At 67.7% G+C, this 24706-nt stretch carries 30 protein-coding genes and 1 tRNA gene; 26 read left to right on the forward strand and 5 right to left on the reverse strand.

Annotation, left to right across the window (positions count from 1 at the left end):
• The first annotated feature begins 7 nt into the window (after positions 1-7).
• The 26 genes from dacB (at position 8) to VK98_RS02115 (ending at position 21571) form a co-directional block, all read left to right on the forward strand.
• The gene (dacB, locus tag VK98_RS01995) at positions 8-1399 is read left to right on the forward strand and encodes a D-alanyl-D-alanine carboxypeptidase/D-alanyl-D-alanine-endopeptidase (RefSeq protein WP_048412449.1); all 1392 of its coding nucleotides are present in this window, start codon (positions 8-10) and stop codon (positions 1397-1399) included.
• Positions 1400-1497: 98 nt separating this feature from the next.
• Entirely contained in the window at positions 1498-1755 is a 258-nt protein-coding gene (gene grxC / locus VK98_RS02000; protein ID WP_048412450.1) for a glutaredoxin 3, read from the forward strand.
• A 131-nt stretch (positions 1756-1886) separates the two neighbouring features.
• The gene (gene secB, locus VK98_RS02005; RefSeq protein ID WP_048412451.1) at positions 1887-2339 is read left to right on the forward strand and encodes a protein-export chaperone SecB; all 453 of its coding nucleotides are present in this window, start codon (positions 1887-1889) and stop codon (positions 2337-2339) included.
• A 13-nt stretch (positions 2340-2352) separates the two neighbouring features.
• Positions 2353-2799 carry an SH3 domain-containing protein gene (locus VK98_RS02010; protein WP_048412452.1) on the forward strand — a complete coding sequence of 149 codons (447 nt, stop codon included), beginning with the start codon at positions 2353-2355 and terminating at the stop codon, positions 2797-2799.
• A 9-nt stretch (positions 2800-2808) separates the two neighbouring features.
• Complete coding sequence (locus VK98_RS02015; protein WP_048412453.1) at positions 2809-3813, forward strand: NAD(P)H-dependent glycerol-3-phosphate dehydrogenase; 1005 nt, start codon at positions 2809-2811, stop codon at positions 3811-3813.
• Positions 3814-3960: 147 nt separating this feature from the next.
• On the forward strand, positions 3961-4659 hold the full coding sequence (locus VK98_RS02020) for a class I SAM-dependent methyltransferase (RefSeq protein ID WP_048412454.1): 699 nt from the start codon (positions 3961-3963) through the stop codon (positions 4657-4659).
• A 141-nt stretch (positions 4660-4800) separates the two neighbouring features.
• A complete protein-coding gene (locus tag VK98_RS22630; RefSeq protein WP_082158718.1) occupies positions 4801-5529 on the forward strand; it encodes a beta-ketoacyl synthase chain length factor in 729 nt (242 codons plus the stop codon).
• A gap of 19 nt (positions 5530-5548) precedes the next feature.
• Positions 5549-6298 (forward strand): 1-acyl-sn-glycerol-3-phosphate acyltransferase, encoded by a 750-nt coding sequence (locus VK98_RS02030; RefSeq protein WP_048412594.1) that lies wholly within the window; start codon positions 5549-5551, stop codon positions 6296-6298.
• On the forward strand, positions 6295-6555 hold the full coding sequence (locus tag VK98_RS02035; protein WP_043590868.1) for a phosphopantetheine-binding protein: 261 nt from the start codon (positions 6295-6297) through the stop codon (positions 6553-6555). Before VK98_RS02030 ends, VK98_RS02035 begins: the two co-directional genes overlap by 4 nt.
• Positions 6556-6557: 2 nt before the next feature.
• Entirely contained in the window at positions 6558-6803 is a 246-nt protein-coding gene (locus VK98_RS02040) for an acyl carrier protein (RefSeq protein ID WP_081575821.1), read from the forward strand.
• 1 nt (position 6804) lies between these two features.
• Positions 6805-7371: a hypothetical protein gene (locus tag VK98_RS02045; protein WP_048412455.1), complete on the forward strand. Its 567-nt coding sequence runs from the start codon at positions 6805-6807 to the stop codon at positions 7369-7371.
• A complete protein-coding gene (locus VK98_RS02050; RefSeq protein WP_053077177.1) occupies positions 7368-8699 on the forward strand; it encodes an AMP-binding protein in 1332 nt (443 codons plus the stop codon). The genes VK98_RS02045 and VK98_RS02050 overlap by 4 nt, the downstream gene beginning before the upstream one ends.
• 40 nt (positions 8700-8739) lie before the next feature.
• Complete coding sequence (locus VK98_RS02055) at positions 8740-9078, forward strand: 3-hydroxyacyl-ACP dehydratase FabZ family protein (protein ID WP_197082931.1); 339 nt, start codon at positions 8740-8742, stop codon at positions 9076-9078.
• Positions 9075-9824, forward strand: coding sequence for a glycosyltransferase family 2 protein (locus tag VK98_RS23980; RefSeq protein WP_197082932.1), 750 nt, complete (start codon positions 9075-9077; stop codon positions 9822-9824). Before VK98_RS02055 ends, VK98_RS23980 begins: the two co-directional genes overlap by 4 nt.
• Positions 9821-10729: an acyltransferase gene (locus VK98_RS23985; protein ID WP_197082933.1), complete on the forward strand. Its 909-nt coding sequence runs from the start codon at positions 9821-9823 to the stop codon at positions 10727-10729. The genes VK98_RS23980 and VK98_RS23985 overlap by 4 nt, the downstream gene beginning before the upstream one ends.
• A 47-nt stretch (positions 10730-10776) precedes the next feature.
• Positions 10777-12315: a histidine ammonia-lyase gene (hutH, locus tag VK98_RS02065; RefSeq protein ID WP_048412457.1), complete on the forward strand. Its 1539-nt coding sequence runs from the start codon at positions 10777-10779 to the stop codon at positions 12313-12315.
• On the forward strand, positions 12315-12761 hold the full coding sequence (locus tag VK98_RS02070) for a thioesterase family protein (protein WP_043590872.1): 447 nt from the start codon (positions 12315-12317) through the stop codon (positions 12759-12761). The genes hutH and VK98_RS02070 overlap by 1 nt, the downstream gene beginning before the upstream one ends.
• A gap of 2 nt (positions 12762-12763) precedes the next feature.
• On the forward strand, positions 12764-13393 hold the full coding sequence (locus VK98_RS02075; RefSeq protein ID WP_048412458.1) for an outer membrane lipoprotein carrier protein LolA: 630 nt from the start codon (positions 12764-12766) through the stop codon (positions 13391-13393).
• Positions 13393-15738, forward strand: a complete 2346-nt coding sequence (locus VK98_RS02080) for an MMPL family transporter (RefSeq protein WP_053077178.1) — start codon at positions 13393-13395, stop codon at positions 15736-15738. The genes VK98_RS02075 and VK98_RS02080 overlap by 1 nt, the downstream gene beginning before the upstream one ends.
• Complete coding sequence (locus VK98_RS02085; protein ID WP_048412459.1) at positions 15732-16280, forward strand: DUF3261 domain-containing protein; 549 nt, start codon at positions 15732-15734, stop codon at positions 16278-16280. Before VK98_RS02080 ends, VK98_RS02085 begins: the two co-directional genes overlap by 7 nt.
• The gene (locus VK98_RS02090) at positions 16277-17458 is read left to right on the forward strand and encodes a beta-ketoacyl-[acyl-carrier-protein] synthase family protein (RefSeq protein WP_048412460.1); all 1182 of its coding nucleotides are present in this window, start codon (positions 16277-16279) and stop codon (positions 17456-17458) included. Before VK98_RS02085 ends, VK98_RS02090 begins: the two co-directional genes overlap by 4 nt.
• The gene (locus VK98_RS02095) at positions 17455-17913 is read left to right on the forward strand and encodes a hypothetical protein (protein ID WP_043590879.1); all 459 of its coding nucleotides are present in this window, start codon (positions 17455-17457) and stop codon (positions 17911-17913) included. Before VK98_RS02090 ends, VK98_RS02095 begins: the two co-directional genes overlap by 4 nt.
• The gene (locus VK98_RS02100) at positions 17910-18635 is read left to right on the forward strand and encodes a 3-ketoacyl-ACP reductase FabG2 (protein ID WP_048412461.1); all 726 of its coding nucleotides are present in this window, start codon (positions 17910-17912) and stop codon (positions 18633-18635) included. Before VK98_RS02095 ends, VK98_RS02100 begins: the two co-directional genes overlap by 4 nt.
• Positions 18635-19858: a beta-ketoacyl-ACP synthase gene (locus VK98_RS02105; RefSeq protein ID WP_048412462.1), complete on the forward strand. Its 1224-nt coding sequence runs from the start codon at positions 18635-18637 to the stop codon at positions 19856-19858. The genes VK98_RS02100 and VK98_RS02105 overlap by 1 nt, the downstream gene beginning before the upstream one ends.
• A 19-nt stretch (positions 19859-19877) precedes the next feature.
• On the forward strand, positions 19878-20345 hold the full coding sequence (locus tag VK98_RS02110; protein ID WP_156187732.1) for a hypothetical protein: 468 nt from the start codon (positions 19878-19880) through the stop codon (positions 20343-20345).
• Positions 20346-20347: 2 nt separating this feature from the next.
• The gene (locus tag VK98_RS02115) at positions 20348-21571 is read left to right on the forward strand and encodes a beta-ketoacyl synthase N-terminal-like domain-containing protein (protein ID WP_048412464.1); all 1224 of its coding nucleotides are present in this window, start codon (positions 20348-20350) and stop codon (positions 21569-21571) included.
• Between the two features lie 16 nt (positions 21572-21587).
• Here the strand turns inward: VK98_RS02115 and VK98_RS02120 are convergent, their stop codons facing one another.
• The 5 genes from VK98_RS02120 to VK98_RS02140 all read right to left on the reverse strand — a co-directional run bounded on the left by VK98_RS02120 (position 21588) and on the right by VK98_RS02140 (position 24700).
• On the reverse strand, positions 21588-22019 hold the full coding sequence (locus tag VK98_RS02120) for a hypothetical protein (protein WP_053077179.1): 432 nt from the start codon (positions 22017-22019) through the stop codon (positions 21588-21590).
• 198 nt (positions 22020-22217) lie between these two features.
• The gene (locus VK98_RS02125) at positions 22218-22538 is read right to left on the reverse strand and encodes a hypothetical protein (RefSeq protein WP_043590888.1); all 321 of its coding nucleotides are present in this window, start codon (positions 22536-22538) and stop codon (positions 22218-22220) included.
• 232 nt (positions 22539-22770) lie between these two features.
• The gene (locus VK98_RS02130; RefSeq protein ID WP_048412465.1) at positions 22771-23148 is read right to left on the reverse strand and encodes a hypothetical protein; all 378 of its coding nucleotides are present in this window, start codon (positions 23146-23148) and stop codon (positions 22771-22773) included.
• A gap of 116 nt (positions 23149-23264) precedes the next feature.
• Positions 23265-23354, reverse strand: a tRNA-Ser gene (locus tag VK98_RS02135).
• Positions 23355-23467: 113 nt separating this feature from the next.
• Positions 23468-24700: a dicarboxylate/amino acid:cation symporter gene (locus VK98_RS02140; protein ID WP_048412466.1), complete on the reverse strand. Its 1233-nt coding sequence runs from the start codon at positions 24698-24700 to the stop codon at positions 23468-23470.
• Positions 24701-24706 lie beyond the last annotated feature (6 nt).

The following is a 24706-nucleotide window of genomic DNA, read 5'->3' on the forward strand; positions in this document are numbered from 1 at the left end:
CCGCTCAATGAAAGCAAAAACGAAATCAAGCCTGCTGGCGGCCTGCCTGCTGCTGTCTGCCTTGCCGGCCCGCGCGCTGGACTTGCACGGCCTCAAGCCGGAGGAAGTGGCCGTCTGGGCCGCGCCGGTGGAGAGCGGCAAGACCCTGGCCGGCCATCGCGCCGACAGCGCGGTCAATCCGGCCTCCACCATGAAGCTGATCACCAGCTGGAGCGCGCTGAACCTGCTCAAGCCCGGCTACCGCTGGCACACCGGGCTGTGGTCCGCCGCGCCGCTGCGCGACGGCGCGCTGCAAGGAGATCTTTACTGGCTGGGCGCCGGCGATCCGCGCTTCAACAACGACAGCCTGCTCAATCTGCTGTACGGCCTGCGGCTGCGCGGCGTGCAGCGGATAGACGGCAAGCTGCTGCTGGACAAGAGCGCCTTCAAGGGCGCGTCCAGCGCCCGCGACTTCGACGAAGACGCCGGCCGCGCCTTCACCGTGGAGCCGGACAGCCATCTGACCAATCTGAAAGTGGCCTGGCTCAACTTCTACGTCGACGCCGGCGGCGCGCGCGTGGCGCTGGATCCGCCGTTGGCTGGCGTCAGCGTCAACGCCAAGCTGCAGGCCGGCGGCCAGGGCGGTCCGAGCGATTGTTCCGACGTGCGCCGCTATGTCAGCATCGCCAACGATTTGCGTTCGGTCACCGTCAGCGGCACCTTGCCGCCCAGCTGCGACGGCGTCAAAACCTTCGTCAACGTGCTGGATCACGACGCTTTCGCCAGCCAGGACTTCGCCGCCCTGTGGCAGGCGCTGGGCGGGGCCGGGCCCAAGGGCGCGGCGCAGGGACGAGTGCCGGCCGGCGCGCGCGAACTGGCCGGCCACGACTCGCAGCCGCTGACGGTGGCGATCAGCGACATCAACAAATACAGCAACAACACCATGGCGCGCACCCTGTTCCTGACCTTGGGCAAGGAGGGCGGAGGCGGCGAGGACACCCGCGCCAACGCCGAGCACGCGGTGAGGCGCCTGCTGGCCGCCAACGGCATTTCCGATGAAACGCTGGTGTTGGAGAACGGCTCCGGCCTGTCGCGCCGCGAGCGGGTCAGCGCTAGGCTGATGGGGCAGGTGCTGCTCAACGCCGCGCGCGGGCCGTACGCCAGCGAATTCCTGGCCAGCCTGCCCATCGCCGGCGAGGACGGCACCTTGCGCAAGCGCTTCGCCGAGCAAGGGCCGCGGCTGCGGATGAAGACCGGCACCCTGAAGGACGTCAAGGCGCTGGCCGGCTACTGGCTGGGCGCGGACGGCCGCCGGCTGGCGCTGGCGGTGATCGTCAACAGCCCGCGCGCGCCGGAGATGGGCAAGGCGATGGACCAGATCGTCGCCGATCTGATCGACCGCTTCGAGGCGTCCAAATAAGAAGCTGGCGGCTTGACGGTTTCGGCGCGCGCGGCGGGAGTATAATATTCGGTTTTGCGCGCTCCTCGCCGGAGCGCCGGATTCCGCGAGAGCCATCGATGAAACCCGTAACCATGTACACCACCGCGGTATGCCCCTACTGCATCCGCGCCAAGCAAATCCTCAGCGCCAAAGGCGTGGCCGAGATCAAGGAAATCCGCATCGACCTGGACCCGGTCGAGCGCGACAAGATGATGGATCTGACCGGCCGCCGCACCGTGCCGCAGATCTTCATCGGCGATACCCATGTAGGCGGCTGCGACGATCTGGTCGCCTTGAACCAGGCCGGCAAGCTGGACCTGCTGCTGGCCGACTGAGCCGGCTTGCCCGCGATCAAGCCGCCGCTTGGCGGCGGTTGGCCCTGCGGCGCTTTCGTGCGATGATGCAGGCCTGTTTTAACCATTCCAAAACCGGCCGCTTGCGAGCGGCCTCCGTGTGAGACGAAGAGATGAGCGAACAACAAGAGCTGCAGCCGGCGTTTTCCATCGAGAAAATCTACGTGAAGGACATGTCCCTGGAAGTGCCTGGCGCGCCGCAGGTGTTCCTGGAGCAAGAACAGCCGGAAATCGACATGCAGTTGGCCAGCGAAGGCAAACAGCTGGACGACGGTTTCTACGAAGTGACCCTGACCGTGACCGTGACCGCCAAACTGCCGGAAAAAACCATGTTCCTGTGCGAAGTGGGCCAGTCCGGCATCTTCCAGATCCGCAACGTGCCGGCCGAAGACATCGACCCGATTCTGGGCGTGGCTTGCCCCAACATCCTGTTCCCCTACGCGCGCGAAGCCGTGTCCAGCGTGGTGAACCGCGCCGGTTTCCCGCCGGTGCTGCTGTCCCCGATCAACTTCGAGGCCCTGTACATGCAGCAACGCGCGCAACAGGCCGAAGCCGGCAACGCCTGAGGCGAAACCAGCGATGAAACGCCTCGTATACCCGCTGCTGGCGCTGAGCCTGGGCCTGCTGTCCCACGGCGCCGCCGCACTTGAGTTTCGCTCGGTCAAGGAAACCGGCGTGGCGCTGTACGAGGCGCCGACGCTCACTTCGAAGAAGCTGTTCGTGGTGAGCCGCTATTACCCGGTGGAAGTGCTGAGCAGCCAGAAGGAATGGTCGCGCGTGCGCGACGCCACCGGCGGCATCGCCTGGATTCCGGCCGCCGCGCTGTCCAAGCAGCGCTGGCTGCTGATCACCGCCGACAAGGCGGAAGTGCGCGCCGCGCCGGCCAACGACGGCCCGCTGGCCTACACCGTGCCCAAGGACGGCGTGGTGGAGCTGCAAGAGCCGCCCAAGGGCGGCTGGGTCAAAGTGCGCCACCGCGACGGCAGCATCGGCTATGCTCGTATTACCGACCTTTGGGGCTTGTAAGGGCTACGCATGAAACTGGCCATCCTGGGCGCTGGCGCGTGGGGCACCGCCCTGGCCATCGCCTTCGCCCGTCACCATCAAGTCACGCTGTGGGCGCGCGACGCCAATCAGGTGGCCGAGCTGGCCTCCAGGCGCGTCAACCAGCGCTACCTGCCCGACTGCCCGTTTCCGGACGCGCTCAAGCTGTCCGCGGAACTGCCGCGCGCCATCCACGACGCCGAACTCATCCTCATCGTCACGCCGATGGCCGGTCTGCGGCCCACGCTGCGGGCGCTGACCGCGCTGTCCTCGCAACTGCCGCCGCTGCTGTGGGCCTGCAAGGGCTTCGAGGCCGGCTCCAGCCTGCTGCCGCACCAGGTGGTGGCCGAGGAGCTGCCGGCCAACCACCGCTGCGGCGTGCTGTCTGGCCCCAGCTTCGCCCGCGAAGTGGCGCAGGGCTTGCCGGCGGCGGCGGCCATCGCCTCCGACGACGAAGCCTTCGCCCGGCAAGTGGCGCGCGACCTGCACAGCCCGCTGCTGCGCCTGTACGCCAACGCCGACCTGGTGGGGGTGGAGGTGGGCGGCGCGGTCAAGAACGTGATGGCCATCGCCACCGGCGTGGCCGACGGCCTGGAGTACGGCATGAACGCCCGCGCCGCGCTGATCACCCGCGGCCTGGCCGAAATCACCCGCCTGGCCACCGCGCTGGGCGCCAGCCAGCACACCATGATGGGTCTAGCCGGCATGGGCGATCTGATCCTCACCTGCACCGGCGCGCTGTCGCGCAACCGCCAAGTGGGCCTGAAGCTGGCCGAGGGCAAGCCCTTGCAGCAGGCGTTGCAAGAGCTGGGCCACGTCGCCGAAGGCGTGGCCACCGCCCGCGAAGTGCTGACCATGGCGGAGCGGCTGGAAGTGGACATGCCCATCACCGCCGCGGTTTGCGGCCTGCTCTACCAGGGGCACGATCCGCAGCGGGTGGTGCTGGGCCTGCTCAGCCGTTCGCCCAAATCCGAGGATGGCGATCTATTGCAGTAAGGCCCCCGCTTGGATCGGATGCGACAACAGCCGCCTTGGCGGCTGTTTTTTGTCCTTGCAGCGAGCGCGCCCCTTAGTCTCTGCCTTTGGCGGAAACGAGGGCGAGGGGCTGGCTGCTTTTGTTGGATACCTTGCTTGAATCTGAGAATGCAGAATACTTTTCCCTTTGTAGAAGAAACGCGTTTTGGCAATTGGTTCCTGAATACGGCCACCTGGAAAGTGCACGTCTTGCGGCGCGCCTTGAACGATCTGGAGCGGATGATGCCGCCGCGGCGCGCGTTCGCCCGGGTGTTGGACGTGGGCTGCGGGTTTGGGCATTCCTTCGACGAGCTGGCCCGCAGATTCGCGCCGGACGAGATCGTGGCGCTGGACGCGGATCCGGCGATCGAACAGCGTGCGCGCCCGGCCGCCGACCGCTGCCCGAGCAAAGTGACGCTGGCCTTCGGCAATGCGTCGCGCATGGAGTACGCCGACGAGAGTTTCGACATGGTGTATTGCCACCAAAGCTTCCACCATCTGGTGGAGCAGGAGGCGGCGATGCGGGAGTTCTTCCGGGTGCTGAAGCCGGGCGGGGTGCTGCTGTTCGCCGAGTCGACCAGGCGCTACATCCACTCCCTGCCTATCCGTCTATTGTTCCGCCACCCGATGGAGATTCAGAAAACCGCCGACGAATACCTGGGCCTGCTGCGCGGGGCCGGTTTCGACCTGCCGGACGCGCGCGTGTCCATGCCCTATCTGTGGTGGAGCCGGCCGGACTTGGGCGCGCTGGAGTGGTTTGGCTTCAAGGTGCCGCAGAAGCGTGAGGAAACCCTGGTCAACGCGGTGGCGATCAAACCGGCCGTTTAATCCCGCGGCGAGGTTTTTGTTGCGCTTGCGACAAAATGGGACGGATTCGTAACCATCGTTTAATGCCGTATGCTTGTTTGCTTGTTGGCTGAGTGTGAACAATTTAGAATACGCTCCTTTTTTTGATTGACAGGCTTGCGGATGGCGGAAGTGACAATGAGCGGCGAACCCACGCTGGCGATTCGGCGTTGGGCGGCTTGGATGCCGGGCCGCGAGTCGGCCGCCGACTGGGCGCAACGGCCGTTGCAGAAGGCCGAGGCGCCCGTCGCGTATCCGGACTGCCGTTTTGTCGACGCGTCGCAGCGGCGTCGCTTGAGCCCGCTGGCGCGCATCTGTCTGCATTTGGCCCAAGCGTGCGCGGCGGACGTTCCGGCGGCGAAGCTGGTGTTCGCCTCCCGCCATGGCGAGGTCAACCGCACGCACTTGATGCTGGAAGACATCGCCGCCGACTCGCCGGTGTCCCCGACGGTGTTCGGGCTGTCGGTCCATAACGCGATTGCCGGCATGCTGTCCTTGCTGCGCCGCGACGCGTCGGCGGCGAGCGCGGTGGCCGCCGGCGAACAGACTTTGGGTTACGGCCTGCTGGAGGCGGCGCTGGAAGCGGCGGCGGATCCCTCGCAACCGGTGCTGCTGCTGTTCGCGGACCTGCCCCTGCTTCCCTTCTATCAAGGCGCCGACGACGGTCTGGATCAGCCTCAGGGACTGGCGTTGCTGTTGCAAGCCGGCGCGCCGCGCTGGAGCTTGCGGCAGGACGCGCATGCGCGCGCGCCGGAGGGCTGGCCGCAGCCGGCCTGGCTGGCGCACGGGCTGGCCGGCGAGCGGCCGCGGCTGGAGCTGAACGGCTGGAGGCTGTGCCGTGAGGGGGCTTAATTACTGCTGGCGCTTGTTGATGACGGCCTTGGCGTTCTCCTTGTTCAGCGAGGGCGCCTTGTTGCTGACCTTGGTGGTGTTTCCGGCTTTGCGGCTGGTGCCCAAGCGCAACGGCCGCCGCCAGCGGCTGGCGCGCGCCATCATCCAGCGCGCTTTCGCCCTGTTCATCGCCTTCATGCGCCGCAGCGGCATCATGACGCTGCGCATGAACGGCGAACGGCAACTGGAACAGGCGCGGGGCACGCTGGTGCTGGCCAATCACCCGACCCTGATCGACGTGGTGGCCATCATCGCCCGCATGCCCAACGCCAACTGCGTGGTAAAGGCCGCGCTGTGGGACAGCCCCTTCCTGGGGGGCGTGGTGCGCGCCGCCGGCTATATCCGCAACGACGATTCCGGCAGCTTGATCGCGGACTGCGCCGCCTCGCTGCGACGAGGCGACAACCTGCTGATCTTTCCGGAGGGCACGCGCACCGTGCCGGGGCGCGAGCTCAAGTTTCAACGCGGCGCCGCCCATATCGCGCTGGCGGCTCAGGCCCCCATCTTGCCGGTGACGCTGAGCTGCAGCCCGTCCACGCTGACCAAGGACAAGCGCTGGCACCAGATTCCGCCGCGGCGTTTCGACTTCGGCCTGGATGCCGGCCGGCCGCTGGCCTTGGCGGAGCTGTTGCCGGCTGATACGCAGCCGTCGCTGGCCTCCCGCCGTTTGAGCGAGGCCTTGCAACATTATTTCAGCCAAACATTGGCAAGGAAGGAAAGCTGGACATGAATGCGCTGGAACATGAAATCAAGTTGTTGATCATTTCGGCCTTGGAACTGGAAGACGTGAGCGCCGAGGATATCGACGCCGCAGCGCCGTTGTTTGGCGAAGGATTGGGCTTGGATTCCATCGACGCGCTGGAATTGGGCGTGGCATTGAAAAAGACATACAAGGTGAAGCTGGAAGCCAACGATCCCGCCACCAAGGCGCATTTCGCCTCGGTGGCCAGCCTGGCTCGCTTTGTCGCAACGCAACAGGAAGCATGAGAATGACCCGTGAGCAAATTTTGAATGAACTGAGGATCATTCTGCAGGACACTTTCGAGATCGAACCGCAACGCGTGACGGCGGAGGCCAATCTGTTCGTCGATCTGGAGCTGGACTCCATCGACGCGGTGGACCTGGCGATCAAGCTGCAGCAGTTGACCGGCAAGCGCATCAAGCCGGACGGATTCAAAACGGTGCGCACCGTGGATGACGTGATCACCGCGGTTGAGCAATTGCTGGCCGCCTGAGATGTCGGCGACGCGCCTGTTGGCGGCGCTGGGCGCTTGTTGCTATCCGCTCGCCGTCTTTCTGGGCCTGCAATATTTCCCGCCCCGCGCGGTGGGCGCCGCCTTGCTGCTGCTGCTCTTGCTGCGCTACCGGCGGCAAAGCCGCGCGCTGTGGCGCGATCTGGCCGCGGCCCAGCGCGGCGCCTTGCTGGGCATGATCGTCCTGTCCGCGCTGGTGGCGCTGACCGGCAGCGCCTTGCTGCTGCGCTTGACGCCGGCCTTCATCAGCCTGTCCATGCTGTGGGTGTTCGCCCATTCGCTGCGCCATCCGCCCACGATGATTGAACGCTTCGCCCGTCAGATCACGCCGGACTTGCCGCCGGAAGGCGTGGTCTACACTCGGCGCGTGACCCGCGTCTGGTGCGGATTTTTCGTCTTCAACGCGGCGGCGGCGCTGTATACCGCCTTGCCGGCGGGGCAGGCGTTCTGGCTTTGGTACAACGGCCTGGCGTCCTATCTGTTGATGGGCGCCTTGTTCGGCGGCGAATGGCTGTACCGGCGCTGGCGTTTTCCCGAGGCGCGGACATGAGCTTGCTGGCCCTGGAGCATTTGTTGAGCGGCGAGCGCGATCCGGAGCGGGTGGCGGCCTTGCGCGACGGCCGGCCCTTGTTGTGGCGAGACTTCACCGGCGCGGTGGCCGGCGCGGCCGCCACGCTTGAACCCGGCCGGCGCTATGCCTTGATCGCGGCGGACGCCTGGCTGTTCGCCGTCGGCCTGTTTGCGGTTTGGCGCGCCGGCGCTGAGGCGATGGTGCCCAACAACGCCTTGCCCGCCACCTTGAGCGCGCTGGCGCCGGCTTTCGACGAGGTATTGGACGACGCCGCGCTGCGGGCGCGGATGAGCGCGCCGGCCGCGTCAGCGGCGACGCAGGCCTTGGACGGGGAGGGCTGCCGGCTGACCTTGTTCACCTCCGGCTCCACCGGCGAGCCCAAGTCCATCGTCAAATGCCTGCGGCAGCTCTCGGCCGAAGTCGCGGTGCTGGAGCGCAGTTTCGGCGCGCAGGCCGGCGACGCCTGCGTGCTGGCGACGGTGCCGCATCATCATATTTACGGGCTGCTGTTTCGTCTGCTGTGGCCCTTGAGCGCTGGCAGGGTGTTCGAAGCGACGCCGCATTTCCTGCCGGAGGACTTGCTGGAGGCCGCCGCCGGCGTGGGCCGGGCGGTCTTGATCGGCAGTCCGGCGCAGCTGTCGCGGCTGCCCGAGCTGATCGACCTGCCGGCCTTGCTGTCGCGGACGCGCTTGTGCGTGTCCTCGGGCGGCCCGCTGCCGGCCGACGCCGCAGCGGCTTTCGCCGCCGCCGGCGGCGAGCCGCCGCTGGAGATCTTCGGCAGCACCGAGACCGGCGGCGTGGCCTGGCGCCGTCAGCTCGACGGCGACCGCGCCTGGACGCCGCTGCCCTCGGTGAGCTGTTCCGTCGGCGAGGAGGGCGCTTTGCGGGTCGCGTCGCCCTTCCTGCCGGACGACGCGCCCTGGCTGGCCTCGGACGCCGTCGAGTTTCTGCCGGACGGCCGCTTCCTGTTGCAAGGGCGGCGGGACCGGGTGGTGAAACTGGCGGAAAAGCGGCTGTCGCTGGGCGAGCAGGAGCAAAGACTGGCCGATCATCCGTGGCTGGCCGCCGCCGCTCTGCTGGTGCTGCCGGGGCGGCGCGACACGCTGTGCGCCGTCGTCGCGCTGTCGGCGCAGGGGAAGGAGCAACTCCATTCCCTGGGCAAGCTGGCCGTGCAGCAGACGCTGCGGCGCTATCTGGCGGCCTGGTACGAGCCGGTGCTGCTGCCGCGCCGCTGGCGCTTTGTCGACCTCCTGCCGCAGACCGAGCGCGGCAAGCCGGACCGGACGGCGATGCTGGAGCTGTTTTGAATTGGAAGGTATTGGCGCAATGACTCCCTCGCAGGCTTTCATGCCTCCTTATTCCGTGTTGGAACAGACGGAGGACGCCTGCCGCGTGGCCATCCCGCTGGCGGCGGACGCGGCCTGCTTTGACGGACATTTTCCGGGCTTCCCGGTGCTGCCCGGCGTGGTGCAGCTGCATTGGGCGGTGAGCATCGCCGCCCGGATGCTGGGCGCCGCCGGCGTTTTCGCCGGCATGGATCAGATCAAGTTCACCGGCATCGTCCAGCCGGGCGACGCCCTGGAGCTGGCCTTGCAGCTCGACGCGGCCGCCGGCCGCGTCAGCTTCGTCTACGAAGTGGAGGGCCGCAAGATGTCTTCCGGCCGGTTGCGGATGCAAGCGCAATGAGTTTTCGCCCCTGTCTGATCATTCCCTGTTACAACCATGGTTCCACCATGGGCGGAGTCTTGGAGCGGCTGCGGCCTTACGGCGTGCTCGCCTGGGTGGTGGACGACGGCAGCGACGAAGCCACCCGGCTGACGCTGGAGGCGCTGGCGCGCGCGGAGCCCTGGGTGCGGCTGCTGCGTTTGCCGCGCAACGGCGGCAAGGGCGCGGCGGTGACGCACGCGATGCGGCTGGCTTACCAGCAGGGCTACAGCCACGCCTTGCAGGTGGACGCTGACGGCCAGCACGCGCTGAGCGACGTGCCGCGCTTTTTGGAGCGGGCCGCGCAGCGGCCCGACGCGGTGATCGCCGGCCGCCCCCTGTACGACGCCAGCGTGCCCAAGGCCCGCTTGTACGGCCGCTACCTGACCCATTTCTGGGTGTGGGTTGAAACCTTGTCCTTCGACATCGCCGACTCCATGTGCGGTTTCCGCTGCTACCCGCTGGCGGCGACGGAAGCCTTGCTGCGGCAAACCCGCATTCCGCGGCGGATGGATTTCGACATCGAAATCATCGTACGTCTGCATTGGGCCGGCGCGCCGGTGCTCAACCTGCCGACCAGGGTGACGTATCCGCCCGGCGGACTCTCCCATTTCGACGCCCTGCGCGACAATGCGCGCATCAGCCTGATGCACACCCGGCTGGCCTTGGGCATGCTGCCGCGCGCGCCGCGGCTGCTGCGCCGGCGTTGGCGCGAGGCGCGCGCGTGAGCTGGGCCGCCACCGCGGAGCGCGGTTCGCTGTTGGGCATGAAAATCCTGCTGTGGTTCTACCGCCTGCTGGGCGCGCGCTCGGTACGGCTGCTGCTCTATCCCATCGTCGCCTACTTCTTCCTCACCGGCCGCGCCGCCCGCGCCGCCTCCCGCGACTTTCTGCGGCGCGCGCGCACCGCCGACGGCGATTCGTCGCCGGTCCGCGCGCTGGACGTCTACCGCCACCTCTACAGCTTCGCCGAGGCCGCCGCCGACAAAATGGCGGCTTGGGCCGGCGGCCTGCCGCCGGAAGCGGTGGCCGCGCCGGGCAGCGACGATATGCGGGCGCTGCTGGCGAGCGGGCGCGGGGCGCTGCTGGTGGGCTCCCATCTGGGCAACCTGGAAATGTGCCGGGCGCTGGGGCACGCGGCCGGCGCGCGCCGGGTCAACGCCGTGGTCTACACCCGGCACGCCGCGCGGTTTTCCCGTTTGCTGGCCGCGGCCAGTGGCGACTACGCCGTCAACCTGATCCAGGTGCAGGACATGGGCGTGGACACCGCCATCCTGCTCAAGGACAAGATAGACAACGGCGAGTGGGTGGTGATCGTCGGCGACCGCACCCCGGCCAGCGACAACGGCCGGGTGCAGCGCGCCGAATTCCTGGGCGGCTCCGCCGCCTTCGCCGAGGGGCCGTGGATTCTGGCCAGCCTGCTCGAATGTCCGGTCTACCTGCTGTTCTGCCTCAAGGAGAAGCGGCGCTACCGCATTGCCTTGGAGCCATTCGAGGAAAGACTGCGCCTGCCGCGCCGCGAGCGCGGCGAGGCTTTGCGGCGGACGATTCAGCGTTACGCCGATCGCCTGGCCTGGCATGCGCGGCGCTCGCCGCTGCAATGGTTCAATTTTTACGATTTCTGGCGCGCTTAGCCGGAGTCAAAGCTGCCGCGTGGCGCGGCGAGAAAGAGTCCGTAGTGATGAAGAGCAAGGAGGCGCTCAGCGTGGGCGCCGGACGTTTGACGATTGAAGACGTGTGCGCGGTGGCGCAGGGACAAGTGCGGACGGAGCTGGCCGGCGGCGCGTTTCCGGAGCGCATCGAGCGCGGCGCCGCCTTCCTGGCCGGCCTGCTGGCCGAGGGCGGCGAAGTCTACGGCGTCAACACCGGTTACGGCGACAACTGCACGGTGACGATTCCCGCCGCGTTGGTGGCCGAGCTGCCGCTGCACCTGACGCGTTACCACGGCTGCGGCCTGGGCGACTACCTGGACGAGGCGTCCACGCGCGCGGTGCTGCTGGCCCGGCTCAACTCCCTGTCCCAGGGCGTGTCCGGCGTGCGCTGGCTATTGCTGCAGCGGCTGGCCGCCTTGCTGCGGCACGACGCGCTGCCGCTGATTCCGGCCGAGGGCTCGGTGGGCGCCAGCGGCGACCTGACGCCGCTGTCCTATGTGGCCGGGGTGTTGTGCGGCGAGCGCGAAGTGCGCTACCGGGGCCAAGTGCGGCCGGCGGCGGAAGTGCTGGCCGAACTGGACCTGCCGCCGCTGACGCTGGCGCCGAAGGAAGGACTGGCCTTGATGAACGGCACGGCGGTGATGACCGGCCTGGCCTGCCTGGCCTTCGCCCGCGCCGAATACCTGACCCGGCTGAGCGCGCGGCTGACCGCGCTGTCCTGCCTGGCCTTGAAGGGCAATCGCGGCCATTTCGCGCCGGAGCTGTTCGCGGTCAAGCCGCATGAAGGGCAGAACCAGGTGGCCGCCTGGATCTACGCCGACCTGGACGACGGCGGCGAAGCGCGCGAGCAGATCCGCCTGCAAGACCGCTACTCCATCCGCTGCGCGCCGCATGTCATCGGCGTGCTGCGCGACGCCTTGCCCTGGCTGCGCCGCGACATCGAGAACGAGCTGAACAGCGCCAACGACAATCCCATCATCGATCCGGACCTGGAGCGGGTGCTGCACGGCGGCCATTTCTACGGCGGCCATATCGCCTTCGCCATGGACGGCATGAAGAACGCGGTGGCCAATCTGGCCGACCTGATGGACCGGCAACTGGCGCTGCTGGTGGACACCCGCTACAACCACGGCCTGCCGCAGAACCTGTCCGGCTCGCGCGGCGAACGCGCCGCGATCAACCACGGCTTCAAGGCGGTGCAGATCACCGCCTCCGCCTGCACGGCGGAAGCGCTGAAGCTGACCATTCCGGCCTCGGTGTTCTCCCGCTCCACCGAATGCCACAACCAGGACAAGGTCAGCATGGGCACCATCGCCGCGCGCGACGCGCTGCGCGTGTTGCAGCTGACCGAACAAGTGGCGGCTTGCCTGACCCTGGCGGCGGCGCAGGGCGTGCGCTTGCGGCAACAGTCCGGCGAACTTGACCTGGCCCGGCTGCCGCCGGCGCTGAGCGACTTCGTCGCCGAACTGGAGACGCTGTCCCCCTTCCTGGACGAAGACCGCCGCCAGGACGGCGAGCTGCGCCTGGCGATAGAGCGGATTCAGCAACGCGCCTGGAGCCTGTATTGATGACGGCGGACCTTAAAGCGGCCGCGAGCTTGCCGGCGGCGGAGATCGAAATCGAGATTCCCTTCCACGACGTGGACGTGCTGCACGTGGCCTGGCACGGCCATTACGTGAAGTACTTCGAGCTGGCGCGCACCGCGCTGCTGCGCAGCTTCGACTACGACTACCCGCAGATGCGCGATTCCGGCTACGCCTGGCCGGTGACCGAGTGCTACCTGAAATACGTGCGCCCGGCGCGTTACGGCCAGCGGGTGATCGCGCGCGCGCAGCTGACGGAATACGAAAACCGCCTCAAGGTGGTTTACCAGCTGCGCGACGCGCTCAGCGGCGAAAAACTGACCCAGGGCCACACCGTGCAAGTGGCCTTGGACCTGGCCGACGACATGGCGCTGCAATTCGTCACGCCGGCGGTGTTGTGGAACAAGCTGGGCATCCCATGCGAGGAATGACGATGTTGAAACCGTGGACGCGCCGCGCATGCGGCTTGTTGCTGCTATGCCTGGCCGGGGCCGCGCCGTTGGCGCAGGCCGAGGATTTGCTGAGCCAGATTTCCAGAAAGCTGGCGGCGAACTCGATCTTGCACGCGGATTTCGCGCAGAGCCGGCGCATGGCCGCCTTGAAAAAACCGTTGCAGCTGTCCGGGCGCATGGTGTTGTCGCGTGACAGCGGCGTGATCTGGTCCATCGTCAAACCATATCAGTTGGGCTATGTGATGACGCCCAAGGGCGTCAGCGAACTCCTGCCCGACGGCAGCCGCCGCGAGCGGGCCAGCCGCGACATCCCCGGCATCGGCTCGGTGGAAGGCTTGTTCCGCGGCTTGCTGGCCGGGGACAGGAACTTGCTGCAGCAGCACTTCGCGGTGGAGGCCAAGGGCAGCGCCGCCGCCTGGACCTTGTCGCTGACGCCCAAGCCGGGGCCCTTGCAAAAAGGCCTGGGCGCGGTCGAGCTCTCCGGCTCCGCGCAACTGGAGCGCGTATTGCTGACCGAACCCGGCGGCGACAGCACGCAGATCCGCTTCAGCCGCATCGACGCGCAAAGCCCGTTGAGCGTCGAGGAAAGCCGCTTGCTGGGAGGGCGTTGATGCGCAAGCGTTTTTACGGCTGGCTGGCGCTGATGCTGCTGTGCCTGGCCTCGCTGCTGCCCTATCTGGGGCGGCCGCTGCCGGTGCAGACCAATATGCTGGCGATGCTGCCGGACGACGCGCGCCAGCCCGAGGTGGAGCGCGCGCTGGCGCAGCTGGCGGCCAAGGCGGGCGAACGCCTGGTGCTGATGGTGGGCCATGGCGATCCGGCCCAGGCCAGCCTGCTGGCGGAGCGGATGGCCGCCCGGCTGCGCGCCCAGCCTGCCTTGCGCTCGGTGCAAGGGAGAATCGGCGAGGTGGACCCGGCGCGCCTGCTGCGGCCTTACGCCCCTTACCGGCACGGCCTGCTGACCGAGGCCGACAGCGCAGGGCTGCGGCAAAACCCGCAAGCTTATCTGGAAACCCTGCTGCTGCGTCGCTTGAGCCTGCCGGGCCAGGGCGCTTTCGGCCTGCCGCTGGCGGAAGACCCCTTCGGTCTGTTCGGCAATGTGCTGGCCGCGCTGCCCATGGCCAAATCGTCGTTGCAGATCAAGGACGGCTGGCTGGCGGCGGAGCGCGACGGCGTGTCCTGGCGGCTGTTGACCGCGCCCTTGAACGGCGACGCCTACGATCCGGCGCTGCAGCAAGCCCTGAGCCGCGAAGTGGCCGAGCTGCGCGCGCTGGCGGAGGCCGACGGCGGCAAGCTGGCCGCCACCGGCGCGGTGCTGTTCGCCAGCGAGGCGCGCGGCGGCGCCGAAGCGGAAATGAATATGATAGGCAGCGTGTCGATGGCGGCCGTCATCGGCCTGATGCTGCTGGTGTTCCGTCGGCTGCGACACCTGGCCCTGTCCGGCGCGGTGATCGCCGCCGGCACGCTGACGGCGGTGGCCGCCACCCTGGCGGTGTACGGCCAACTGCACCTGTTGACCCTGGTGATGGGCGCCAGCCTGATAGGCGTGGCGATAGACTACTCGACCCATCTGTTCGCCAGCCAGTTGCAGGACGGGCCGGATTGGGACGTGGAGCGGGCGCTGGCCGCCATTCATCCGGCCATCCGCATGGGGCTGCTGACCACGCTGCTGGGTTACGGCGCGCTGGCCTTGCTGCCCTTCCCGGGGCTGCGCCAGATCGCCTTCTTCTCCACTGCCGGCCTGGTCGGCGCCTACCTGACCGTGTTGTGGTGCGTGCCCTGCTTTGTGCGCCAGGCCGCGCCGGCGTCGGCGCGGGGCATTCTGCCGCCGATAGGCCGCGTCTTCGACCGCTACTGCCAATTCATGCGCGGCCGCCGCCTGGCCGCGCTGCTGCTGGCGCTGAGCGCTTTGTCCTTGCCGGGGCTGGCCCGCTTGCAGGCGGACGACGACGTGCATCAGCTGATTCGGCCGTCGGCGGACCTGTTGGCGCAAGAGCACTTGATTCGAGGGCTGGCGGGGCAGGGCAACAGCCGCCAGTTCTTCCTGCTGGAAGCGCCCAGCGAAGCCGCTTTGCTGCGTCTGGGGCGGCAGCTGGACGGCCGCCTCGACCAACTGGTGAGCGCCGGCCAGCTGCAAGGCTACCAATCCTTGTCCAGCCTGCTGCCGCCGCCGGAGCGGCAACAGGCCGACCACGCGCTGCTGCGGGACGCGATGCGGCGCGCGGGTCGGCAAGTGCTGCTGGACGCCGGCGTGCGCGACGAGATCGCCGACGGCTATCTGGCCGGCCTGGCGCGGCCGGCGCCGCCGTTGACGGCGGAAACGCTGCTGGCCCAGCCGCTGGCCGCGCCGCTGCGCCATCTGTGGCTGGGGCCGCGCGACGGCGTCTGGCGCATGGCGGTGATGCCGGGCGATTTCCAGAAACTGGACGCCTTGCGGCAGGCGGCGCAAGGGCTGAGCGGCGTGACCCTGGTGGACAAGGCCGCCAGCGTGTCCGATCTGTTCCGCCAGTTCCGCGAAGCCTCCACGCTGATGTTCGCGCTGTCGCTGCTGGCCATCGTGGCGCTGATGCAACGCCGCTACGGCTGGCGGCGCGCGCTGTTGCTGGCCGCGCCGGTCAGCCTGGCGGTGCTGTTCACCCTGGGCGCGCTGGGCTGGCTGGGCGTGAGCGCCAATCTTTTCGTCGTGCTCGGCTTCCTGATGGTGCTGGGCGTGGGCGTGGACTACGCGATCTTCGTGGAGGAAGGCCGCCGCCACCACCAGCAGGCGGCCTTGCTGGCGGTGGGGCTGTCGGCCCTGACCACGCTGTTGTCCTTCGGCTTGCTGGCCGCCAGCGCCACGCCCGCGGTCAGCAGCTTCGGTTTGACCCAATTGATAGGCGTGGGCCTGGCGGTGCTGCTGGCGCCCATGGTGACTTTGTTCAAGACCGGGGACGCGGGACGGGCCGAGCCATGTTGAAACTGCTGCCCCTGCTGCTCTTGCTCACCGCCTGCGCCGGCGGCGGCCATTGCGTCCGCCTGCCGCAAACCCCGGCCTATTGCCTGCGGCCGCCGGCCGAGACCTATGGCGCCAGCCAACTGGTGACGGCGAGCGGCCGCGGTTTTCGCGAACTGTCCTTGCTGCAGCTGGAGGCCGATGGGCAGCGGCTGTCGCTGGCGGCCTTGTCGCCGCTGGGCCAGCCCTTGCTGAGCGCCGGCTGGGACGGCCGCCGCTGGAGCGCGAGCTCGCCGTTCGGCCGCCGGGTCAGCGAGCAGGGGCCGGCGATGCTGGCCCTGGCGCAATGGCTGCATCTGCCTGAGGCCGCCGTGCTGGACGGCTTCGGCCGTGCGCCCGCCTGGTGGCTGCACGCGGCGGACGGCCAGCGTCGGCTGATGAACGGCGACCAAACCTTGCTGATCGACGCGCCGACGTCCAAGGGGCGACGGGTCCAGCTGCCTTCGCTGGGCATGACGTTGGAGATGGAACCCTTGGCGATAACGCCGGACGCGGAGCCTCAATGACGGTTTACCTGAACGAATTGGCGATGATCAACGCGCTGGGCCGCGAACTGCCTGAGATCCACCGGCGCTTGCTGGCCGGCGACTGCGGCGGCATGTGCGAGGAGGCCGGCGCGGTGGTGGGGCGGGTGGCGGGCGCGCTGCCGGAGATCCCGGCGGAGCTGGCCCGCTACGACAGCCGCAACAACAGGCTGCTGCTGGCCGCGCTGGAACCCTTGCGCGTCCGCGTGGAGGCGCTGGCCGCGCGTTACGGGCGTCATCGGATCGGCGTCGTGCTGGGCACCAGCACCTCCGGCATTCTGGAGACGGAGCTGGCGGTCGCCGCCGCGGCGGCCGGGCAGGCGTTGCCGGAGGGTTACGACTACGTGCAGCAGGAAATGGGCAGCCCGGCTTTGTTCCTGGCCGAGCTGCTGGGGTTGGACGGCGTCGCCTACGTCGTCTCCACCGCCTGCTCCTCCAGCGCCAAGGCGGTGGCCGCCGCCGCCCGGCTGCTGTCGCAGGGGCTGTGCGATGCGGTGATTTGCGGCGGGGCGGACAGCCTGTGCCAGCTGACCCAGCGAGGCTTCGCCGCCCTGGAGTCCGTCAGCCCGGACTTGTGCCAGCCTATGAGCGCGCGGCGCCGCGGCATCAATATCGGCGAGGGCGCCGCCTTGTTCATCGCCAGCCGCGAGCCGGGCCCGGTGGCCTTGCTGGGCTACGGCGAAAGCAGCGACGCCTGGCATATGTCGTCGCCGCATCCGGAAGGCCGCGGCGCGGAAGCGGCGATGCGGCAGGCCTTGAGCATGGCCGGCGCCGAGGCGGCCCAGGTGGGCTATGTGAATTTGCACGGCACGGCCACCGTCAAGAATGATGAAATGGAGAGTCTGGCGATGACGCGGGTGTTTCCCGACGGCGTGCCGGCCAGCTCCACCAAGCCCTTGGTCGGCCATCTGCTGGGGGCCGCCGGCGCCACCGAGCTGGGCTTCTGCTGGCTGGTGCTGAGCGACCGCCGGCGTCGCCTGCCGCCGCATGTCTGGGACGGCGCGGCGGACCCGGCCTTGCCGGCGCTGAGTCTGACGCCCGCCGGCGCGATGCTGCCCGCGGGGCGGCCGCTGGTGATGAGCAACTCTTACGCCTTTGGCGGCAATAATGTGTCGCTGTTGCTGGCGGCAACAGCGGCGGACGAGAACGAACACGCATGATGTTACCGGCTATCACCGAAGTTTTGCCGCACCGCGGCGGCATGTTGCTGCTGGAGGCGCTGCTGCGTTACGACAGCGAAGGCCTGACGGCCAGCGCCACGCCGGACGCGGCGGCATGGTACGCCGACGCCGACGGCAATATGCCGGCCTACATCGGCATCGAACTGATGGCTCAGGCGGTGGCCGCCTGGGTGGGCCTGACCGCGCGCCAGGCGGGGCTGCCGGTCAAGCAGGGCGTGCTGCTGGGCACGCGCCGCTACCAGCCGGCCTGCGCGGCGTTCGCCGCCGGGCGGCCGCTGCGGGTCAGCGCCAGTCCGGTCTACCGCGACGAGTCCGGCATGGGGTCCTTCCTGTGCCGGATCGATTGCGGCGAAGACCGGCTGGCCGAGGCCACCGTCAATGTGTTCGAACCGGAAGATTTCGCCTTATTTCTGCAGGAAAGCAGCGCACAATGAAAAAAAGAATCCTGATCACCGGATCCAGTCGGGGCATAGGCCGGGCAGTGGCCTTGCAACTGGCGAGAGACGGCTTCGACGTGGCCATCCACTGTCGCAGCCGTCGCGAAGAAGCGGAGACCGTGGCAGCGGCCGCCCGCGCGGAGGGCGCGGCGGCCACGCTGATGCAGTTCGACGTCAACGACCGCGAGGCCGCGCGCGCGGCCATCGAGGCGGACATCGCCGCCAACGGCGCGTTTTGGGGCGTGGTGCTGAACGCCGGCGTGACCCGCGACAACGCCTTCCCGGCGCTGGAGGGCGAAGACTGGGACCTGGTGGTCAACACCTCGCTGGCCGGTTTCTACAATGTGACCCATCCCTTGATCATGCCCATGGTCCGCGCCCGCAACGGCGGCCGCGTCGTCACCCTGTCCTCCGTCTCCGGCGTGATGGGCAACCGCGGGCAAGTGAATTACAGCGCGGCCAAGGCGGGCCTGATCGGCGCCACCAAGGCGCTGGCGGTGGAGTTGGCCAGCCGCAAGATCACGGTGAACTGCGTGGCGCCGGGCCTGATCGACACCGACATTCTGGAAGGCGTTCCGGTGGAGGAGGCCTTGAAAATGGTGCCGATGAACCGCGTGGGGCGGCCGGAGGAAGTGGCGGCCCTGGTGGCCTTCCTGATGTCCGAAGGCGCCGCCTACATCACCCGTCAGGTGATAGGCGTGAACGGGGGCATCGTCTGATGCGCCGCGTCGTGATCACCGGCATGGCGGGCATCACCAGCCTGGGCCATGACTGGCCCGCCATCGCGGCCAAGATCCAGGCCGGGCGCAACGGCGTGCGCGCGATGCCGGAGTGGGAGAACTTCCCGGACCTGAACACCCGCCTTGGCGCGCCGGTGGACGACTTCGCGTTGCCGGCACATTACCCGCGCAAGATGTCGCGCGCGATGGGGCGGGTGGCGCAAATGGCGGTGTGCGCCACCGAACGCGCCTTGCTGGACGCCGGCCTGTTGCAAGACCCCTGCATCAAGGACGGCCGCATGGGCGTGGCCTACGGTTCCTCGTCCGGCAGCGTGGCGCCGATACAGGCCTTCGGCCAGATGCTGGCCACCGGCTCCATGGCCGGCGTCACCTCCACCAGCTACATCCAGATGATGAGCCACACCGCCGCGGTCAATATCGGCTTGTATTTCGGCCTGACCGGACGAGTGATTCCCACCGCCAGCGCCTGCACCTCCGGCAGCCAGGCCCTGGGCTACGCCTACGAAACCATACGCTTCGGCCGCTGCGATCTGATGATAGCCGGCGGCGCGGAGGAAATGTCGGCCGGCGGCGCGGCGGTGTTCGACACCTTGTACGCCACCAGCCAGCGCAACGACGAGCCGGCGCATACGCCGCGGCCCTTCGACCGCGACCGCGATGGCCTGGTGGTGGGCGAGGGCGCCTGCACCCTGGTGCTGGAAGAGCGCGAGCACGCGCTGGCGCGCGGCGCCGTCATCTATGCCGAAATCTGCGGTTTCGGCACCAATTCAGACGGCAGCCACATCACCCAGCCGGAAGCGCCGACCATGGCGCGCGCGATGCAGCTGGCGCTGGACGACGCCGGCCTGTCCGCCGGCGCGATAGGCTACGTCAACGCCCACGGCACCGCCACCGATCGCGGCGACATCGCGGAAACCCAGGCCACCGCCGCCGTGCTGGGGCGGGCGCCGATCAGCTCGCTGAAAAGCTATTTCGGCCACACCCTGGGCGCCTGCGGCGCGCTGGAAGTGTGGCTGACGGTGGAAATGCTGCGCGCAGGCTGGCTGGCGCCCACGCTGAACCTGGATCAGGTGGACCCCGCCTGCGGCGAACTGGATTACCTGACCGGCGAGATCCGCCGGGCCGATGTCGAATACGCGATGAGCAACAACTTCGCCTTCGGCGGCATCAACACATCCCTGATTTTGAAACAGGCCGGCTAAAGCGGCCAGGAGAGAAAACATGCGTCAATTACGCGCTTATATTGCAGCCTTGTTTTTGGCGATGATCGCCGTTTCCGCGCAGGCCGCGCCGGCCAGCGTGCCGGTGCGCGACGTGAGCGACCAACTGGTGGCGCGCATGGACGGCAAGCCGATGAGCGCGGACATGCTGCGTCGCGCGATCATCGCCGGCGCCGGCAGCAAAGGCTGGGTGGTGGTGGACGACGGCGAAGGCAAGCTGCTGGCCAGCCTGGACGTGCGCGGCAAGCATCAGGCCAAGGTGGCCATCAGCTACGGCGCGGACCGCTACAGCGTCAAATACCTGTCCGCCAACAACCTGAACGTGGAAACCAAGAGCGAGAACAAAAACTACAGCGGCGCCGCCGAAAAAGCGCCGGTGGGCACCACGCTGATCCATCCCAACTACAACCGCTGGGTCGCCATCATGGTGCAAGAGATCCAGTCTTCGGCCAACCAGATCGCGCCTTGAGCATGAAGCGTCGCGTCGTCGTCAGCGGCTATGGCCTGGCCAGCCCCATCGGCAACGATGAGGCGACGGCGCTGGCGGCCTTGCGCGACGGGCGCAGCGGCATTGCCGCGCGGCCGGATTTCGCCGAGCAAGGCATGAGCAGCCGCGTGGCCGGCGCGCCGCGCCGCGACGACATCGCCTTGCCGCCGCGCAAGCTGCAACGCTTCATGGCGGACGCCGCCCTGTACGGCTGGCACGCGGCCCAGCAGGCGATTGCGCAGGCGCGGCTGCCGGCCTCCGTCCTGCGGCATCCGCGCACCGGCCTGGTCGTCGGTTCCGGGGTGGGCTCGGCGGCCAGGCTGAGCGAGGCGATGGCCATCCTGGCCAGCCGCGGCATCCAGCGGCTGACGCCTTACTACGTGCCGCAGATCATGGGCAACACCGTGTCGGCCAATCTGGCCACCCACCTGGGCATCCAGGGGCTCAGCCTGGGCGTGACCTCCGCCTGCGCCACCTCCGCGCACGCCATCGGCTACGCTTTCGAACAGATTCAGTTCGGCAAACAGGACGTGATGCTGGCCGGCGGCGCGGAAGAAGTCAGCTGGCAATCCGCGGTGCTGTTCGACGTGATGGGCGTGCTGGCCGCCGGCGACGCGGCGGCGCCGGAAGCCTCCTCCCGTCCTTATCACGCGGACCGCGACGGCTTCGTCATCGCCGGCGGCGCGGGCGTGCTGGTGTTGGAGGCGCTGGAGCACGCGCTGGCGCGCAAAGCCCCCATCATCGCCGAGCTGGCCGGCTACGCCGCCGGCAGCGACGGACACAGCATGGTGGCGCCCAGCGGCGCGGGGGCCGAGCGCTGCATGCGGCTGGCCTTGGCGGACGCCGGACTGGAGCGGGTGGATTACATCAACACCCACGCCACCGGCACTCAGCAAGGGGACCGCGTCGAAGTCGAGGCCGTGCAGGCCGTGTTCGGCGCCGACGCCGTGCCCGCCTTCTCCTCCACCAAGGGTTTGACCGGCCACGCGATCGCGGCGGCCGGCGCGATGGAAGCCATCTTCAGCCTGCAGATGATGAGCCACGGCTTCGTCGCCGGCTCGCCGCAGTACGGCGCGCTGGACGATTGCCTGGCCGGCCTGCCGCTGGTGCGGCGCGTCCGGGCGGCCCGGCTGGACAGCGTGCTGTGCAACAGCTTCGGCTTTGGCGGCGCCAACGCCTGTCTGGTGTTCTCTCGCGCGGCGCTTTGACGCCGCCGCTTCTGGCTTACTTGAGCACCTGCGCCTTCAGCGCCACGCCCGCCATCAAGAAGCCGCTGCCGCACATATACTCCTTGGCGTTGCTGACCTCTTCAGACTTGTAATAACTGCGGATATTGACCACGGCGGAGCCGCCTTCCTTGCGCGCGCGCTCCTGGAACTCCAGTAGCGCGGAAATGAAGGCGCGCTGGCAGGCGGCGGCGTTGTCCTTGCCGAAGCTATTGGTTTTCTTATTGCTCACCCATTCGCCCAGCACCTTGCCTTTGCCGCCGCGGGCAAAGCGGAAGGTGATGCTTGGGTCCAGCTTCTCCTTGGCCAGATCGGTGTTCAAGGCGTCTTCGATGGACAGCATCAGTTTTTCATCCGCGGCGTGAGCGGCGGCGGGCAGCGCCAGCGCGCCGGCCAGCAGCAGGGGAGCGAACAGTTTGTGCAGAGTCATGGGTTTGGCGATTCGGCTGTTAAGAGGCTGATGGATGACGCCGGCCGCGCGGAAGCCGCGCCGCCGCGTCGAATCGAGGAGCAGGAGTTTACCCGTGCGCGCAACCCATTCCAAAGACATTATTAACATTGAAACGGCGCCGCGCGCCGCGCCTCCGGTTGACCTCCGCCGGAAAGGCCGTCCAGCGCGCGGACGCTTTCAACGCCGCGCCTGCAGCGCGTCCAGGCCCTGTTGCAGCCATTGCTGTGCCGGCTCCAGCGTCAGATGCAGCACATTGCAGGGGCAGGGCTGTTCCTTGGCCTGCGCCAACAGCGCCAGCACCGCGCGCAGGCTGTCGTGGCCCTTGCGCAGATCCAGCAGGGCGCTGCGCAAGCCTTGCTCGCGGGCGTAGAGCTGGCCTTCCAGCCGTTTCAAGGTGGCCGGCGCCACGCTGTTGAACGGGCGCAATTCGGAGAGCAAGGTATTCAGCGGAAGAGAGGGAGACAGCAGGGCGCGATAGCGCCGGGTTTGGTGCGTCATCGGAAGGCTCCTATGGCTGGGCCTGCCTTCGCTGCTACGCGGATTTGGCAGGCGGATGACGAGGGTAGCAGACCGGCCATAGCTCCGGCAGGCGCACGAATGCGCCTCCCCGCCAGCGCCTGCCTTTGATAAGGCGGGGACTATGGCGAGGCTATGGCGTTATGAGCTGCTACACCCAAATGCCGCGGAATGAGGCGGCACGCGGCGATTGTTACTGATTGGGGGTAGGGGGTCAAGCCGGTTGCTTTGGCGAGGCGGAAGGGCCGCAGCCGGGCGCGGCCGGCGCTTCCGGAGAGAAGTAGCGCCGCCAGAAAGCCTCGCGGCAGGCGTTGTTGAAGCTGATGTGGCCGGGCTGGATGGCGTCGCCGGACGGCTGATGGATCACTTCATAGCGAATCCAGCATTCGGCGCAGGCGGCCTCGGCCGGGTAGTCGTCCTGTTCCGTCGTCCGCTGGATTACCGCGCCGTCGTCGAAAACATAGGTGGACTGCTCCGCAACGACGGTATAGCCCTGATCCGTCCAACTGTCCCGGCTTGAGCCGTCCAGGCGCGCGCGGCGCGGGGAAGGGGCGTCCAGGATGGCGTTGACGTAGTTGACCAGATGATTCATGCGCGCACTGCTTGGATAGGGCGGAAGGCTGTAATGGTAGGCGCAAACGGGGCGGGGGTGAAGCGGAAGGACAAAACAAAAAAGCCCTGATTGCTCAGGGCTTCAATGTCTGGTTCTGGCGGAGAGGGAGGGATTCGAACCCTCGGTACGCTCGCACGTACGCCTGATTTCGAGTCAGGTACATTCGACCACTCTGCCACCTCTCCGACTCAGAGTGGGGCATTCTATTGGGCAAGGGATTGTCTGTCAATAGCCTTGTCGCGGCTAGCCATAAAAAACGCCGCCCGGAGGGCGGCGCATGGCGTGGAGCTGGTTTTGCTCAGTGCTTTTTCAGCTCGCCTTCCCACTTGGCCACCACCGCGGTGGCGATGGAATTGCCCACCACATTGGTGGCGGAGCGGCCCATGTCCAGGAAGTGGTCTATGCCCAGCAACAGCAGCAGGCCGGCTTCCGGAATGTTGAACTGGGCCAGGGTAGCGGCGATCACCACCAGCGAAGCGCGCGGCACGCCGGCCATGCCCTTGGAGGTGAGCATCAGGATCAGCAGCATGGAGATTTCCTGCGCCAGCGTCAGATCGATGCCGTAAGCCTGGGCGATGAAGATGACGGCGAAGGTGCAGTACATCATCGAGCCGTCCAGATTGAAGGAGTAGCCCATCGGCAGCACGAAGCTGGCGATCTTGTTGGAGCAACCGAAGCGCTCCAGCTGTTCCAGGGTCTTGGGATAGGCGGCTTCGGAACTGGCGGTGGTGAAGGACAGCAGCAGCGGTTCGCGCATCATGCCCATCAGCTTGAGCACGCGCGGGCCGATGAACATCGCGCCGGCCAGGATCAGCAGGCCCCACAGGATGCCGATGGACAGGTAGAACTCCGCCATGAACTTGCCGTAGGTGGCGAGAATGCTCAGGCCTTCCTTGGCCACGGTGGCGGCGATGGCGCCGAACACGGCCAGCGGCGCGAACAGCATCACGTAGCTGGTCACTTTCAGCATCACGTGGGCCACCACGTCGATGGTGTCGATCAGCAGCTTGGCGCGTTCGCCCAAAGCGGCCATCGCGCAGCCGAAGAACACCGAGAACACGACGATCTGCAGAATCTCGTTGGTGGCCATCGCCTCAAACACGCTCTTGGGGATGGCGTGGGTGACGAAGTCCTTCACCGACAGAGCGCCGGCCTGGATGCCGCTGGTGGCGTGGCTGTCCGGCAGCGGCAGGTTGAGCGCCACGCCCGGCTTGAGCAGGTTGACCATGATCAGGCCCAGGGTCAGGGACATCAGCGAGGCGCTGATGAACCACAGCATGGTCTTGCCGCCGATGCGGCCCACGGTCTTGGCGTCTCCCATCTTGGCGATGCCCACGATCAGGGTGGACACCACCAAGGGCGCGATGATCATCTTGATCAGGCGCAGGAAGATGTCGGTCAGAATGGAGATGTTGCTGGCGAAGGCTTGGATGTCGGCTTCGCTGGCGGCGTTCTCGCGATAGAGATAGCCGGCGATGATGCCCAGCACCAGGCCGATGAGGATCAGCCCTGTGAGTTTTTTCGACTGCATTGAGAA

This window comes from Chromobacterium sp. LK11 (genome assembly GCF_001043705.1).
In the GTDB taxonomy this organism is placed as follows: Bacteria; Pseudomonadota; Gammaproteobacteria; order Burkholderiales; family Chromobacteriaceae; genus Chromobacterium; species Chromobacterium alkanivorans.

What these genes read in the sequence shown, in the direction of transcription:
- VK98_RS02050 (WP_053077177.1), top strand. Translation starts at nt 7,368, where the DNA reads ATGAGCTTGCTGGCCCTGGAGCATTTGTTGAGCGGCGAGCGCGATCCG.
- dacB (WP_048412449.1), top strand. Translation starts at nt 8, where the DNA reads ATGAAAGCAAAAACGAAATCAAGCCTGCTGGCGGCCTGCCTGCTGCTG.
- VK98_RS02140 (WP_048412466.1), bottom strand. Translation starts at nt 24,700, where the DNA reads ATGCAGTCGAAAAAACTCACAGGGCTGATCCTCATCGGCCTGGTGCTG.
- secB (WP_048412451.1), top strand. Translation starts at nt 1,887, where the DNA reads ATGAGCGAACAACAAGAGCTGCAGCCGGCGTTTTCCATCGAGAAAATC.
- VK98_RS02030 (WP_048412594.1), top strand. Translation starts at nt 5,549, where the DNA reads ATGACGGCCTTGGCGTTCTCCTTGTTCAGCGAGGGCGCCTTGTTGCTG.
- VK98_RS02130 (WP_048412465.1), bottom strand. Translation starts at nt 23,148, where the DNA reads ATGAATCATCTGGTCAACTACGTCAACGCCATCCTGGACGCCCCTTCC.
- grxC (WP_048412450.1), top strand. Translation starts at nt 1,498, where the DNA reads ATGAAACCCGTAACCATGTACACCACCGCGGTATGCCCCTACTGCATC.
- VK98_RS02045 (WP_048412455.1), top strand. Translation starts at nt 6,805, where the DNA reads ATGTCGGCGACGCGCCTGTTGGCGGCGCTGGGCGCTTGTTGCTATCCG.
- VK98_RS02020 (WP_048412454.1), top strand. Translation starts at nt 3,961, where the DNA reads ATGCAGAATACTTTTCCCTTTGTAGAAGAAACGCGTTTTGGCAATTGG.
- VK98_RS23980 (WP_197082932.1), top strand. Translation starts at nt 9,075, where the DNA reads ATGAGTTTTCGCCCCTGTCTGATCATTCCCTGTTACAACCATGGTTCC.
- VK98_RS02080 (WP_053077178.1), top strand. Translation starts at nt 13,393, where the DNA reads ATGCGCAAGCGTTTTTACGGCTGGCTGGCGCTGATGCTGCTGTGCCTG.
- VK98_RS02090 (WP_048412460.1), top strand. Translation starts at nt 16,277, where the DNA reads ATGACGGTTTACCTGAACGAATTGGCGATGATCAACGCGCTGGGCCGC.
- VK98_RS02040 (WP_081575821.1), top strand. Translation starts at nt 6,558, where the DNA reads ATGACCCGTGAGCAAATTTTGAATGAACTGAGGATCATTCTGCAGGAC.
- VK98_RS02010 (WP_048412452.1), top strand. Translation starts at nt 2,353, where the DNA reads ATGAAACGCCTCGTATACCCGCTGCTGGCGCTGAGCCTGGGCCTGCTG.
- VK98_RS02125 (WP_043590888.1), bottom strand. Translation starts at nt 22,538, where the DNA reads ATGACGCACCAAACCCGGCGCTATCGCGCCCTGCTGTCTCCCTCTCTT.
- VK98_RS02120 (WP_053077179.1), bottom strand. Translation starts at nt 22,019, where the DNA reads ATGACTCTGCACAAACTGTTCGCTCCCCTGCTGCTGGCCGGCGCGCTG.
- VK98_RS22630 (WP_082158718.1), top strand. Translation starts at nt 4,801, where the DNA reads ATGGCGGAAGTGACAATGAGCGGCGAACCCACGCTGGCGATTCGGCGT.
- VK98_RS02055 (WP_197082931.1), top strand. Translation starts at nt 8,740, where the DNA reads ATGCCTCCTTATTCCGTGTTGGAACAGACGGAGGACGCCTGCCGCGTG.
- VK98_RS02115 (WP_048412464.1), top strand. Translation starts at nt 20,348, where the DNA reads ATGAAGCGTCGCGTCGTCGTCAGCGGCTATGGCCTGGCCAGCCCCATC.
- VK98_RS02015 (WP_048412453.1), top strand. Translation starts at nt 2,809, where the DNA reads ATGAAACTGGCCATCCTGGGCGCTGGCGCGTGGGGCACCGCCCTGGCC.
- VK98_RS02110 (WP_156187732.1), top strand. Translation starts at nt 19,878, where the DNA reads ATGCGTCAATTACGCGCTTATATTGCAGCCTTGTTTTTGGCGATGATC.
- VK98_RS02105 (WP_048412462.1), top strand. Translation starts at nt 18,635, where the DNA reads ATGCGCCGCGTCGTGATCACCGGCATGGCGGGCATCACCAGCCTGGGC.
- VK98_RS02075 (WP_048412458.1), top strand. Translation starts at nt 12,764, where the DNA reads ATGTTGAAACCGTGGACGCGCCGCGCATGCGGCTTGTTGCTGCTATGC.
- VK98_RS02100 (WP_048412461.1), top strand. Translation starts at nt 17,910, where the DNA reads ATGAAAAAAAGAATCCTGATCACCGGATCCAGTCGGGGCATAGGCCGG.
- VK98_RS02035 (WP_043590868.1), top strand. Translation starts at nt 6,295, where the DNA reads ATGAATGCGCTGGAACATGAAATCAAGTTGTTGATCATTTCGGCCTTG.
- VK98_RS02070 (WP_043590872.1), top strand. Translation starts at nt 12,315, where the DNA reads ATGACGGCGGACCTTAAAGCGGCCGCGAGCTTGCCGGCGGCGGAGATC.
- hutH (WP_048412457.1), top strand. Translation starts at nt 10,777, where the DNA reads ATGAAGAGCAAGGAGGCGCTCAGCGTGGGCGCCGGACGTTTGACGATT.
- VK98_RS02085 (WP_048412459.1), top strand. Translation starts at nt 15,732, where the DNA reads ATGTTGAAACTGCTGCCCCTGCTGCTCTTGCTCACCGCCTGCGCCGGC.
- VK98_RS02095 (WP_043590879.1), top strand. Translation starts at nt 17,455, where the DNA reads ATGATGTTACCGGCTATCACCGAAGTTTTGCCGCACCGCGGCGGCATG.